This is a genomic window from Sulfurimonas sp. (assembly GCF_029027585.1).
In the GTDB taxonomy this organism is placed as follows: domain Bacteria; phylum Campylobacterota; class Campylobacteria; order Campylobacterales; family Sulfurimonadaceae; genus Sulfurimonas.
In genome coordinates this window covers 39,722-53,011 of record NZ_CP093397.1, presented here as the reverse complement: position 1 = coordinate 53,011, position 13,290 = coordinate 39,722, and the positions used below count along the sequence as shown (strand labels likewise).

Annotated in this window: 13 protein-coding genes and 1 pseudogene; 8 read left to right on the top strand and 6 right to left on the bottom strand. The window is 29.0% G+C overall.

Features of this window, described 5'->3' with window-relative positions; translation table 11 throughout:
* The 8 genes and pseudogenes from MOV50_RS00230 to MOV50_RS00190 all read left to right on the top strand — a co-directional run bounded on the left by MOV50_RS00230 (position 1) and on the right by MOV50_RS00190 (position 8,006).
* Positions 1–294, top strand: a complete 294-nt coding sequence (locus tag MOV50_RS00230; RefSeq protein WP_321778445.1) for a hypothetical protein — start codon at positions 1–3, stop codon at positions 292–294.
* Positions 291–977 (top strand): glycosyltransferase family 2 protein, encoded by a 687-nt coding sequence (locus MOV50_RS00225; protein WP_321778444.1) that lies wholly within the window; start codon positions 291–293, stop codon positions 975–977. Before MOV50_RS00230 ends, MOV50_RS00225 begins: the two co-directional genes overlap by 4 nt.
* Positions 968–1,831: a lysophospholipid acyltransferase family protein gene (locus MOV50_RS00220; protein WP_321778443.1), complete on the top strand. Its 864-nt coding sequence runs from the start codon at positions 968–970 to the stop codon at positions 1,829–1,831. Before MOV50_RS00225 ends, MOV50_RS00220 begins: the two co-directional genes overlap by 10 nt.
* Complete coding sequence (locus MOV50_RS00215) at positions 1,828–3,342, top strand: aromatic amino acid ammonia-lyase (RefSeq protein ID WP_321778442.1); 1,515 nt, start codon at positions 1,828–1,830, stop codon at positions 3,340–3,342. The genes MOV50_RS00220 and MOV50_RS00215 overlap by 4 nt, the downstream gene beginning before the upstream one ends.
* Positions 3,339–4,030 (top strand): annotated as a pseudogene (locus MOV50_RS13465) (SDR family oxidoreductase). Before MOV50_RS00215 ends, MOV50_RS13465 begins: the two are co-directional and overlap by 4 nt.
* Complete coding sequence (locus MOV50_RS00200; protein WP_321778439.1) at positions 4,027–5,370, top strand: phytoene desaturase family protein; 1,344 nt, start codon at positions 4,027–4,029, stop codon at positions 5,368–5,370. Before MOV50_RS13465 ends, MOV50_RS00200 begins: the two are co-directional and overlap by 4 nt.
* Positions 5,363–6,586 carry a beta-ketoacyl-[acyl-carrier-protein] synthase family protein gene (locus tag MOV50_RS00195; protein WP_321778438.1) on the top strand — a complete coding sequence of 408 codons (1,224 nt, stop codon included), beginning with the start codon at positions 5,363–5,365 and terminating at the stop codon, positions 6,584–6,586. Before MOV50_RS00200 ends, MOV50_RS00195 begins: the two co-directional genes overlap by 8 nt.
* Complete coding sequence (locus MOV50_RS00190; RefSeq protein WP_321778437.1) at positions 6,579–8,006, top strand: B12-binding domain-containing radical SAM protein; 1,428 nt, start codon at positions 6,579–6,581, stop codon at positions 8,004–8,006. Before MOV50_RS00195 ends, MOV50_RS00190 begins: the two co-directional genes overlap by 8 nt.
* Here MOV50_RS00190 and MOV50_RS00185 read toward each other — a convergent pair.
* From MOV50_RS00185 to MOV50_RS00160, 6 genes are read right to left on the bottom strand one after another with little or no spacing between them, the layout of a single operon-like run.
* Positions 7,993–9,183, bottom strand: a complete 1,191-nt coding sequence (locus MOV50_RS00185; RefSeq protein WP_321778436.1) for a class I adenylate-forming enzyme family protein — start codon at positions 9,181–9,183, stop codon at positions 7,993–7,995. The two genes, MOV50_RS00190 and MOV50_RS00185, sit on opposite strands and share 14 nt — an antisense overlap.
* The gene (locus MOV50_RS00180) at positions 9,180–11,288 is read right to left on the bottom strand and encodes a hypothetical protein (RefSeq protein ID WP_321778435.1); all 2,109 of its coding nucleotides are present in this window, start codon (positions 11,286–11,288) and stop codon (positions 9,180–9,182) included. Before MOV50_RS00180 ends, MOV50_RS00185 begins: the two co-directional genes overlap by 4 nt.
* The gene (locus MOV50_RS00175) at positions 11,272–11,760 is read right to left on the bottom strand and encodes a hypothetical protein (protein ID WP_321778434.1); all 489 of its coding nucleotides are present in this window, start codon (positions 11,758–11,760) and stop codon (positions 11,272–11,274) included. The genes MOV50_RS00180 and MOV50_RS00175 overlap by 17 nt, the downstream gene beginning before the upstream one ends.
* Positions 11,754–12,488 carry a lysophospholipid acyltransferase family protein gene (locus MOV50_RS00170; RefSeq protein WP_321778433.1) on the bottom strand — a complete coding sequence of 245 codons (735 nt, stop codon included), beginning with the start codon at positions 12,486–12,488 and terminating at the stop codon, positions 11,754–11,756. Before MOV50_RS00170 ends, MOV50_RS00175 begins: the two co-directional genes overlap by 7 nt.
* Positions 12,466–13,008, bottom strand: coding sequence for a hypothetical protein (locus tag MOV50_RS00165; RefSeq protein WP_321778432.1), 543 nt, complete (start codon positions 13,006–13,008; stop codon positions 12,466–12,468). The genes MOV50_RS00170 and MOV50_RS00165 overlap by 23 nt, the downstream gene beginning before the upstream one ends.
* Positions 13,001–13,252 carry an acyl carrier protein gene (locus tag MOV50_RS00160; RefSeq protein WP_321778431.1) on the bottom strand — a complete coding sequence of 84 codons (252 nt, stop codon included), beginning with the start codon at positions 13,250–13,252 and terminating at the stop codon, positions 13,001–13,003. Before MOV50_RS00160 ends, MOV50_RS00165 begins: the two co-directional genes overlap by 8 nt.
* Positions 13,253–13,290: the final 38 nt, after the last annotated feature.

Genomic DNA, 13,290 nt, shown 5'->3' with positions numbered 1-13,290 from the left:
ATGTTTTGTGATGGTTTATATGAAATAGTAAGTAAAACTGCAGATGAAGCAGTGGTAAAATTAAGCGATAAAAAACATCCTATTTTTAAGGCTCATTTTCCAATAAAACCAATACTTCCAGGTTTTATACATTTTGAAATTATTGCTGATGTGTTTGATATGGAAATAACAAATATAAAAAAAACAAAGTTTACAAAAATGGTGAAACCATCTCAAACATTAGTTTATAAAAGAGATAACAATAAATTTAAAGTATTTTGTGATAATGAAGAGGTAGTAAGTATAATTTTATGAATTTTTGTGTTGTTGTTCCAGTGTATAATTCACCATATATTAAAGAAGTTATAGAAGATATTTTAAACTATAATTATTTTATAATTATTGTAGATGATGGTTCAGATGTTAAATTTGATTTTAAAAATGAAAACATAAACTTAATTAGACATTCTTCAAACAAAGGTAAAGGTGCAGCCATATTAAGCGGTGCTAAAAGAGCTAAAGATTTAGGTTTTGACTTTTTTGTGACAGTAGATGCTGATAAGCAACACATTCCATCTGAAATTCAAAAACTCATAGATGCATATAAAAACAATCATATAGTTATCGGAAATCGTGATTTTTCTTCAAGCACAGTTCCAAATAGTTCAAAATTTGGTCGTAAATTTTCAAATTTTTGGGTTAAACTAGAAACATTATGCACTCTTGGCGACACTCAAAGTGGTTTTAGAGCTTACCCTATTGATATATTAGAATTATCTCTTAACAACACAAGATTTGATTTTGAGATAGAAATACTTGCAAAACATTCATTTCGTGGTGGTAAATTTATAGATGTAGAAGTTGAGTGTTACTATCCTCCAGCAGATGAGCGTATCTCTCATTTTAATAAATTAGATGATAATGTTCGTCTTAGCGTGATGCATACAAAATTAATTATACAAAGATATCTGTTTTTAAGAGGTTGGTTGTGGAAGTAAAACAAAAAGGAAATGCCTTTGGGCATAAGGTAGTTTTATTTATTTATAAATTATTTGGCTATAAGTTTGTTGCTTTTATTTTAAACTTTGTATCGCTTTATTATGTAGTTTTCTCACAATCAACTAAAAAATCATTGCAAAGTTATTATGATCATCTAGATATTAAACTTACAAATTATCAATTTTTTTGCCATATAAAACTTTTTTCATTTTCCATTTTTGATAGGTTTGTATCTAGAATGAAACCAGATGAACTAACTCTTGTCCAAGATAATAGATATGTATTTGAGGCTATGTATGAAACTGGTGGTGTAGCCCTATTTTCACATTTTGGTGCGTGGTCAGTTGCTTCACATTCCATAAGTGATAACAAATCCAAAATTCATGTTGTTATGAGAGAAAATACAAAACAAGAGATAAATGAAGTAGAAAAAACAACTCAAAGACAAAATGAAAGCAGTGTGAATTTTATTGATTTAAACAAAGGTGCAATAGCCGCAAATATTCAGATAGCAAATGCCATTATGAGTAAAGAAATAGTCGCAATGATGGTAGATAGGATAAGTGATGAGTCTAAGACAATAGAAGTAAAGTTTTTGAACGATAAAGTTAAGATAAATAAAAATCCTTTTGATATAGCAAAAAGACTAAATGTTCCTATAGTAGCAACTTTTGTAATAAACATAGGGATGGCAAAATATAATGTAAATTTTGTAGAAGTTCAGACAAAAGATAAAACATTAGAAGAGATAGCTCAAAATTATATGAAAATATTAGAAAAAATGGTAAAAAACAATCCAAAACAATGGTATAATTTTTATGATTTTTTTAAAACACAAGGAATTAATAAGTGATAATTGATAATGAAGTAGTTAAATATAAAAATTTTTTAAAAGATAAAAATATTTCTTTAAGTGATAATAAAGAGTATATAGATTTTATAGATGCTGGTCATGAGTATTTAATCCAACAGATGAAAACAGGTATGCCTATATATGGGGTAACAACAGGTTATGGAGAAGCAGGACAAAATTATGCTCCATATGAAGAAGCTCAGGAGTTACAGAAAAATCTTTATAGATTTCATGGTTGTGGAGTAGGTGAATATTTAAGTCCAGAAGTTTCTCGCATAATGGTTACGATTCGTTTTATTAGTTTGAGTAAAGGCAAGAGTGGTGTTAGTTATGATTTGTTAAAAAGATTTGAATTAATATTAAAAAATGATATTTATCCTCTCATTCCTTCGCAAGGGTCAGTTGGTGCTAGTGGAGATTTAACTCCTTTATCATATATAGCCGCAGTCATAGCAGGAGAAAGAGAAGTAATTTATAATAATGAAGTTCTTCCAACTATGGAAGTCTATGATAAGCTTGGAATTACACCATATATATTTAAACCAAAAGAAGCTTTAGCAATAATGAATGGTACTGCTGCTATGAGTGCTATAGCGATAGATGCTATTGAAAAATTTGAAATTTTACTAAAAACTTCTGAGAGTTTTATAGCATCTGTATTTGAGCTTTTGTTATGCGACATTACTCCTTTAGAGCCATTTGTACATGATTCTAAGCCATTTGATGGTCAAATAAAAGCAGCTGCGAATATACTTGATAAGTGTAAAAATTCAAAACTTACGCATGAAGCATTTTCAAGGTATGAAAATTTTCATTTAGAAGCAGAGCAAAATATTCAGGATAGATATTCTATCCGTTGTGCTCCACAAGTTTTAGGTGTAATTCATGATAATTTAGAAATAGCTAAAAAATGGATACAAACTGAGATAAATGGTGTTAACGACAACCCTCTCATCGATCATATAGGCAAAAAAATATATACTTCTGGAAATTTTTATGGTGGTTATGTGGCTCATGCTATGGATACAATGCGTATATGTGTTGGAAATTTAGCTGATATACTTGATAAAGAGTTTGCTCTTATGGTAGATCATAAATTTAATCGTGGTCTTGGAGAAAGTTTAAAGTTAAACAAAAAATCAATTCACCATGGCTTTAAAGCTATGCAAATAACTCTAAGTTCACTTACTGCTGATGTTATTATGAATACAATTCCAGCTTCATTAAATTCTCGTCCCACAGAATCATATAATCAAGACAAAGTAAGTATGGGTACTACAGCAGCGCTTCATTTTGCTAAACAACTTCCAGATTTAACAAATATGTTAAGTATAGCCCTTTTAGGAATGGCTCAAGGTGTTGATTTGAGGGGTTATGAAAATTGTTCCGCTTTTCTTCAAAATAGTTATACAACTATAAGAGAAAAAATTGATAGACTTGAGAATGATAGACGCATGGATGGTGATATTAAAAATATAAACAAAATGATAAAAGCTGGTAAGTTCGCATGAAAAAAGTACTAATTACAGGTTCAACAGGTGCTATTGGTGAAGCATGTGCTAGATACTTTCATGATAATGGTTATTTTGTATATTTAAACTATAGGAATAATCTGCAAAAAGTAAATACTTTAAATAAGGAGTTGATTAACTCACAAAGTATTAAATTTGATATATCAAATAAAGAAGAAGTTAATGAAGCTATAAAAGATTTAGAGATTGATGTTCTTGTAAATAATGCTGGAATAGCTAAAGATAATCTTTTCTTTTGGATGAGTGATGACGAGTGGAAGGATGTTATAGATATTTCTGTTCATGGAACATATTATGTAACTAAAGCAATTTTAAAAATATGATATCAAATAAAAAAGGTTCTATTATAAATGTTGCTTCAGTATCTGGTTTAGTTGGAAATGCTGGACAAACAAATTATTCAGCTGCTAAAGGTGCAATGATAGCATTTACTAAAGCACTCTCAGCAGAAGTGGCAAGATATAAAATACGCGTTAATGCGGTTGCCCCTGGTCTTATAGAATCAGAAATGACAAAAGATTTGCCTCTAAAAGAGATGAAAAAAAGTATTCCACTTAGAAGAGTTGGTAAGCCCTATGATGTGGCAGAATGTGTATTCTTTTTAGGAGATAAAGCAGGTTATGTTACAGGTGAAGTTATCAATATAAGTGGTGGCATGGTTAGATGAAAATCGCTATCATAGGTGGTGGTCTAAGTGGACTTATTTGTGCAAATATGCTTGAAAAAAAAGGTTATTCACCAACTATATATGAACGATTACCAAAAGTGGGCGGTGTTCTTGACTCCTTTAAAAGGAAAAAAATTTTATTTGATGTTGGATTTCACTATTCTGGAGCTTTAGCGCCAAAGCAGTATTTATATGAAATAATGAAAGAACTTAATCTTTTAAATAGTTTAGACCTTTTACCTTATGATGATATTTTTGATACAATTTATGTTGATAATAAGATAATTAAAATAGCACAAGGCTCAACAAATTTTAAACATCAACTTCAAGATATGTTCCCTAATGAGATTGAAAATATTGATGATTTTTTTAAAAAATGTTATGAATCAAGCTTTATAAGTGCAAATCCTGAAGCATTTGTAAAGATTGATTCTCGCTCATTAAAAGATGTTATGATAGATATTAAAGATAAAACTCTTAGAAAAGTATTTCTTCATTTTACAATATTTTATGCTACTGTATTTTACGAAGAAGCATCTTTTGATTTTTATGCAAAAGTATTTATAAATATGCTGGATGGAACTAGAAAAGTGAGTGGTGGCGGTGGTGCTATAATACAAGCACTAAAAAATTCGCTTAAACATACGACTATAGAAGTTAGAAGTGAAGTAACACAAATACTTCAAGATGATGCAGGAATAAAATCTTTAATTTGTAAAAATAAAGAGATAAGTTTTGACTCTATCATAAGTACAGTTCATCCTAAAACAACTATGGACATGCTTGAAATATCTACTAAAAAATTATCACGATATAAAAAACATATAAATGACCTTGAAGAATCACCGTCATTTTTTTCTATATTTTGTTTGATAGATGCTAGTATAGAGTCAAACTTGTACTTCTATGGAGATGAAGGAAAAGATTTTATATCTGTTTTACCATCAAGAAGTTTTGATGGCAAAACTGTTGCAACAATTTTAGCAGGAAGTTATTATAAAAATTATGAAAATCTTTCAAAAGATGAATATAGAAAAGAAAAAGAAAAAGAGTGTCAGTACCATTTAGATAGAGTGAAAAAACTTTATGATTTTGGTGAAATAACAGTATATGATAGTTCTACTCCTATGACAAAACAACATTACAGTAACGGGGCAGAGGGAAGCATCTATGGTATATTGTGTTCGGCAAAACAAAAAAGCTTATCAGTTTTAATGCCAAGAACAAGAGTTAACAATCTTTATTTTGCAGGTGAAAATATAATTGCACCTGGTTTAATTGGCACCTTTTTGGGTGCAGAAATTTTAATGAATTATTTTAAGGAGTTAGATTATGCGTAGAGTAGTAATAACAGGAGTAGGTCTTAATTCACCACTTGGAAACTCTTATGAAGAATTATATGAGAATTTAAAGAATGAAGTGTCTGGTATCCATTATGTACCAGAATGGGAAGATATCAAGCATCTAGGTACGAAAGTGGCTGGTACTGTAAAAGATGTAGATTTAAAGTCTATCCCAAGGAAATATAGACGCTCAATGGGTAGAGTAGCACAACTTACAGCAATATCAACCACTCAGGCAATAGCAGATGCAAATTTAACGCAAGAGATGTTAAGCTCGAGAAGATGTGGTTTGTCCTTTGGTTCTACTATGGGTGCAAATGAAACAATGTTTGAGTATGTTCCTGAAGTAAAACAAAATATGAGCTTTCGTGGTCAAAATTCTATGGCTTTTTTAAAAATGATGAGCCATACAGTCGCTGCTAATATTGCACAAATGTTTGGGATAAAAGGTCGCAATATTCCAACTTGTTCAGCATGTACATCATCGTCACAAGGCATCGGTTCTGGGTATGAAAGTATAAAATATGCAATGAGTGATATTATGATTTGTGGTGGCGGAGAAGAACATCATTATTTATCTGCTGGTGTATTTGATGTAATGGGTGCAGCATCTACAAAATATCCAAATGAAGCACACTTGTCTTCTAAGCCTTTTGATGAATCAAGAGATGGATTGGTCGTAAGTGAAGGAAGTGGTGCTGTTGTACTAGAAGAGCTAGAACATGCACTTGCTCGTGGAGCAAAAATATATGGAGAGGTTATAGGTTATGCAACTAGTTGCGATGGCTCACATATTACAACACCTTCAGAAGAAGGAATGAAGCAAGTTATGCAAACTTCTTTAGAAGATGCAAAGCTAAAGCCTTCTGATATTGAGTATATAAATGCACATGCAACTGCAACTGCTAGAGGAGATATTGCTGAGTCACACGCAACATACAATCTTTTTGGAGGTTCAACACCGGTAAGTAGTACAAAAGGGCATATGGGACATCTTTTGGGTGGCTGTGGTGTTGTTGAGAGTATCATATGTTTAATAGCATTAAATAAATCATTTTTACCAAAAACTATGAATTTTAAAACATTAGATAAAGAGTGTGCAAAGATAAATGTACTTGCTCAAAATAAATCTCAAAACCTAAATATAGTAATGAGTAATAATTTTGCTTTTGGTGGAATAAATACTTCGTTAATATTTAAAAAATATGATTGATATTGTTTTTGTAAATCCTCCTTATGAACAAGTAACACAAGGTACTGATTATTTAAAGCATATAACCAACAGAAGTCCATCTATTGGTCTTTTGCTCTTAGCCGCTAAAGCTAGAGAGATAGGCTATAAACCTCAAATAATAGAAAGTGATTTAGAAAGTTATTCTGCACAAAAAGTGGCTGAAATGATTTTAGAAATCAACCCTAAGTTTGTTGGAATAACTCTTTTTACAGTTGGTGTATTTAATGCGGGAATTATTGCAAAAATTTTAAAAGAAAAAAATTCAGACATCATTATACTAGTTGGTGGACCGCATATATCATCAATGGGTTATGAAACTATGAATAAATTTGTAGACTTTGATGTAGCCGTTGTGCATGAAGGTGAGCTTATTTTACAAAACTTGCTAAATAATATAGAAAATAATAAATCGCTTGAAGATGTTAAGGGTATTATATATAGAGATAAAAATAGTGCCATACGAAGAACATTAGCACCTCCAAGCATAGAAAGTCTTGACTCATTGCCAAGACCAGCATGGGATTTATTACCAAACTTTCCAAAAGCGTATTTACCAGCAATTTATGACTATCCAAGAGCTCCAGTTGCAACATATTCAGCTTCTCGTGGTTGTCCATTTGAATGTGAATTTTGTGACACTTCAACCTTTGGAGCAAAGATTCGTTATAACTCTCCACAGCATGTTTATGACACTATGAAACATTTAAGTGAAACCTATGATATCAAACATTTACAATTTGTAGATGATCTTTTTGTAGCACATAATGGTCGTGTTGTTGAGTTTAGTAAACTTTTAATCGCAAATCCTATAGATATGACTTGGAGTTGTACAGCAAGAGTAAATACTGTTAAACCTGAAACTTTAAAACTTATGAAAAAAGCCGGTTGTTGGGAAATCAGTTTTGGACTTGAGAGTGGTTCTGATTTTATGTTAGATGAAATGAAAAAATCTCAAAAAGTTTCCACTTCTATAAAGGCTGTTAACTGGACTCATGATGCAGGTATTCGCGTAAAAGGTTTACTAATGTTGGGTTATCCAGGTGAGAGTCAACAAACTATTGAAGAAACTAAAGAATTTGTTAAAAGTATACCTCTAACTACTATGAATTTATCTAAGTTCACTCCTTATCCAGGTTCTCCAATCTATAGAAAATTATATGGTGCTTCCATAAGAGAAGAAGATTGGGAAAAATTAAATGGCATGAACTTTGTATATCAGGCTGAAGGTTTCACAGAAGAAGAACTTGATTATCAGTATAAAGAAATCATTAAAAGTTTTTACAAAAGAAATGAGATTTTACTCTACTATATAAAAATGTCTTTCGCAAATTTTACACACTTAAAAAGACTAGGCATGTTCTTCCTTGGGCTTTTAGGGTCTAAAATTAGGAGAATATAACTTTTTTGCCAACACTAGAGTAGTTTATTTTATCAACATAAGTCAAACTAAAGGGTATGGTTAAAGTTCCATATCTCTGGGCTATAATGCTTTTTATTATACTTTTAGATATATCTTGATTTGATTCTAGTGTTATTTTTATCTGTTCACTTCTAAGTAAATCTTTTTTATATACAATTTCTACTATTGCTTTATTAACATCATCGATACTTTCTAGCATAGACTCTATTTCTAAAGCAGAAATTCGTTTTCCTGCTATTTTAATAAGTTTATTACTTCTTCCTATGAGTTCAAACTTATTATTATTTATTTCTATTATATCTTCAGTTGTAAAAGGTATATTTAGTTTAGTTATTTTTTTATTTAATATATATTTTGATACAAAAGGAGATTTTACTGATAGCTTAGAGTCTATCGATGAAATTTCAACATGCTCAAGGTTTTTCCATAGTTTTGTCTTTCCAATTTTATAAGCTATACCGCTTGTTTCAGTGGAACCAAATAGTTGTAATACTTTTGTGGAGTATTTAGACTCTAACTCTACTACATCATCACTATGAAGTGGACCTGTTGAGGATATGAAAAGGCAAGAAGATAGTCTTTTACTCTCATCTAGTCTTGCTAATGCTTTTATAAATACAGGAGTTGTGACAATAAGTGTATCGTCTTTAGATGCTTGGTCGAATAAATCATAGGGTAAAAAATCATCTTTAATAATTAACTCTATATCACCTAGTGATGAGGGCAGTAGTAAACCTGCTATTATTCCATATATATGAACAAAAGGAACACTAACAACTACTCTCTTTATGTTGTAATCTTTTAGTAGGTTTTTTAATACACTAACTTCTTCTAGAAGATTCTTTCTACTTTTAAATGCACCAACTGGAAAACCACTACTACCTGATGTGAAAAATAGTAATTGAGCTTCTTTATTAACCTTGTCTATGTCTTGTAAAGTGTTTATATCTGTATCTTGATGAAATTTTAAAAGTTGTTTATGATTTTTATCAAAAAGAATTATTTTTTGACCACTATAAAATGCTGGTAAAAATTGTTTTATAAACTCTATTTTACTTAAAGCGTCTATGTTAATCCAACTTTTTTTTACTTTAGTAGTTGTTTTAATGCTGATATTTTCTTTTGTATTATCAGCATGAATATATGTTAAAATCATTTCATAACCTTTACGAGCAAAAAGATAGATGCACAGCCTATGCTTATAACAACACCTATGGAGTTTAGAGCGGTTATGGAACTAAATATAAGTACACCAAAAGCACTAAATGTACTAAGCAGAGAATATCTTATAGCCAACCGAGTGTTTGTAGTTTTATTTGTATTACTCATATAGATGCCATAGTCAATTCCTATGGCTATTAAAATTATAAGTGAAAAAAGATGCATAATATTTACATCATACATAGTTACAATAATAGCTAGTGTTAAACTGAGTGGAAAAAGTATATAGTTTAAAGCGTAAATATGATTTTTCTTAACACTTAGTAAAAGAAGTATAAAAATGATTACAATTACAAAAGATGAATACTTTGTTAAATCTATATACATTTTATTTGCCATTTTAGCAAATATTTTTTTTGCATCTATACTTGTAAAAAATTTAAATTTTTGTATTTTTTCAGTATTACTCACTAAAGCAATACTAAAGTAGTTGTGATTATCATTATATAAATTTAAGCCGTATTGTTTAAAGATATCTAAGTTAGTTATATCGCAAGTTGGTATATTTTTTGTAAACTTATAAGCATCAAGAAAATAATCTTTTTTAAAGCCTATTTTATTTGCTTGAATGTTTACAAGAGTATTTAGAGTATTAAAATCATAGTTTTGTATAGTGTTTTTATGCTTTAAGCAACTACCTTTACTCGGTATTAGAGAAGCATAAGAAAAAGTATCTGGAAGTTCTTTATGAATTTTGTATAGATTGTCTAGGAGTTCCTCTTTTGTTTTTGCTTGAACAATAATTGGATGCATCTGTACTTTACTTGCTCGCTTGAATATTTGTTCTATATTTTTAAGATTATGATTTTGATAATCTAAATTTCTAATATTATTATCTAGTTTTAAATTTAAAACACTATAAATAAGCATTGCAACCGATAGCATAAAGATTAAAGAAGCAGGAATCTTTTGATTATATTTATGTGGTATATTATTGGATTTATACTCTTTTAATTCCAGATATGGAAAAACAAATGTAAATAAAAAGTATGCAAAAGAGAGTGAAAAAACAGCAAAAATACTAATTTGCGAAATTATCGGTATGGGTATAAAAGAAAAAATACCAAATGCAACAGTAGTTGTTAAAAATCCATAAAGTACATTTTTGTCTATTACTTTTTTATTTTGATAAAAATTATGAAAGTGGTAGTGTAGAACATAATCAATACTAACAGCGGTTAAACTCATACCAAAAGCAAGTGATAAAATATTGAAATTATCAAAAAATATAGTACTTATTAGTCCTGCAAATATCATTGAAGAAGCTAAAACTATAATTATTTGCGAAAGAAGTCTAATATTTTTAATGACTATATAGTAAATAAATAATAGAGCTATAGTTGACATAATTATAATAAATTGAACATCTTTTTGTATTTGAGTTGAATTTTCAACTGTGTAAAAAAATGGCGCAAAAGCAATAACTTCTTTGTAACTAGAAGTTATATGTTTTATCTCTTTGTAGAGTATTTTTGCTTCATTCATTTGCGCTGGAGAAATTGTAGTTGAGGCTTTTATAAGGTACCCATAATTGCCAAGTGTTAGATATTTCCCTTTATTGGTAAAATTTTTATTTTTATTATGTTTAAATGAAAAAAGTCTTAAAGGATCGTTCTTATCAATGGCTGTATAAAAAACACTGTTAAACTGTGCGTCGTAGAGTGATTTTAGTTTATTATAAATGCTTGATTTGGTCTGTTTTGTTTCATTAAAAGTCGCCAATAAAACATAATTTTTTTTGTAATATTTTTTTATGCTTTTTGATGGTTCTAGTGTGTATATAATTGATGTTACTTGTTGTAAATTTGAGAGTTTGTTTACAATTTCTTGAACTTTAGTTTTGGAGTTTTTATCAAAACCTTTAACAGCTATAAGTAAGTCTTTAGAATAGCCTAGTTTATTTGCTATATCTAATTTACTTATAGCATCTTTAGACGCAAATAATGATAATAAATTTGTAGAAATGTTAATATAATCTTTAAATAAAACACCTATACTAAGTAAAAAAAAGAGTATAAAGAAGTTAGCGTATTTTTTCATAGATGCTTATTGTGATTGAGTCATTATTTTGAAAAAATAATTTTATTTTTGATAACTCATTTTTTTGTTTATATAGTTCTATATACTTTATATAATTTGATAGCATGCCTAATGGAGTAAGTTGTGTTTTCGTATCTAAATTTTTAATAGTAAATATCTCTTTCATTTCATTATTATCGCCATTATGCAAAAGTGTTAAAATTTCAAAATAATTGATTATTTTATGAATTTGGTCTTCATTTAGTTCAACTTCATTGTCATTATCAAAGTAACTTAATTTCTTATTTATATATCTAAGTTCTTTCTTTTTGTTAGGATATTTTATATTTAGATAGTTTTTTCTAAAAGTTATTTCCCCTTTTAACTCGATGTTAGTATCTAACGCATCGCTATATCTTAGTTCTGAAAAATTATAAGTATCTCCATAAAGTATATTGACAAGTAAAAATGTCAGGGTAAGTATTTTTAGCATCTACTCTCTTTTAGTTTTTGTTCCATAAAATTTTGTACATATTTTAGCATTTCATTTTCATTTTTAAAAGCATTAGGGTATATCGGTTCTAGTATTGTTACTTTAATAGTATGTGTATCAAGATTATTAAAACAAAAATCACCTTTAGTAATTATGTCCGAAGAACCATCTAAAAGTATAGGTATCACAGGTTTATTTGTTTTAAATGAGAGTCTAAATGCTCCATGCTTAAAGCGTGAAAGTTTTTTCCCATCTCCACGAGTTCCTTCTGGAAAAAGCAATACATTTCTATTGGCATTTAACATTTCTTCAAATTCTTCAAAGATACTATGAACTTCATCAATACTACTTTTGTTTAAATACCTAACACCAATCAATTTACCAATATAGTTTATAAATGGAATATTCTTGACATTTATATTTGTAATGGTTAAATACTTAGGTATAAACATACCAAGAAGTGGATAATCAAGACTTGATTGATGGGTTGAAATATAAATAGCACCAGTAGCAAGAGTGTTTTGAATTTTTATATCTGTTTGTATTTTAGGTACTAAAAAGTAAAATGTCTTGTAGATATACGAGGCTAATTTTTGAAAAGTGTCTTGTGGATATTTTGTAAAAGGATAAATGATGTAGTAGATTGCTAAAGATGGCAAAACCATTACACCAATAAGACCAAAAAATAGTACAAAAACATAAACACTAAGAATACATTTTAATTGCATAAAGCTTCCCGTATAATATTTGTGAAATTAAGGTTAAAACAAAATAAATATACCAGCCAATAGAACTCATAAATGCCCATTGTAAATCATTTCCAAGAAATACTATCCCTATTAAAATAAACATATATAGAGATAGAGCAACAGCCCAAAAAGAGTCACCATTTTTTAAATAATTTATTTCTGCTGGAGGTATTGGTTTTTTATAAAATTTTTTTGTAAATTTAAGTATCAACTCTTTTTTATGTAGTGCAGCATCTATAAAAATAGCTACAAATATCATAGATGTAAATATAGGTATGAATTTGATTGTATTAAAACTTGTCGAGAAGTAGGCTATACAAAGTAGTACAAAGTAAGTAGCAATTACTATAAAGTCCTCAAGTTTTTTTTGTTTTTTATAGGCATATATAAAAAAAATGACTGATAAAAGTATATAAAGTAAAACAATTGCATTAAATTCAAAATATCTTATCAATATTAAAAAAGATGGAGCGAAAAGTAAGCTAAATAAACTACTCATTACCTGCTGTAGCTAGTATAAAATCGCAAACATCTTGAATCGTACGTATTTCTTGCATCTCTTCTGTTTTAATTTCAACACCAAGTTCTTTATCAAGCGTAACCATTAAGTCAATTGCATCAAGGCTATCTAACTCTAAGTCTGTGAATAAATTAGATTCTAATGAGATATCATCAGCTTCTACTTCAAATTCATCAACTAAAACACTTTTTATTTTATCATATACTTCTTTTTGTGTTGGCAAAACTATTCCTTAAATTAATTATAAGCGTATTATAATAT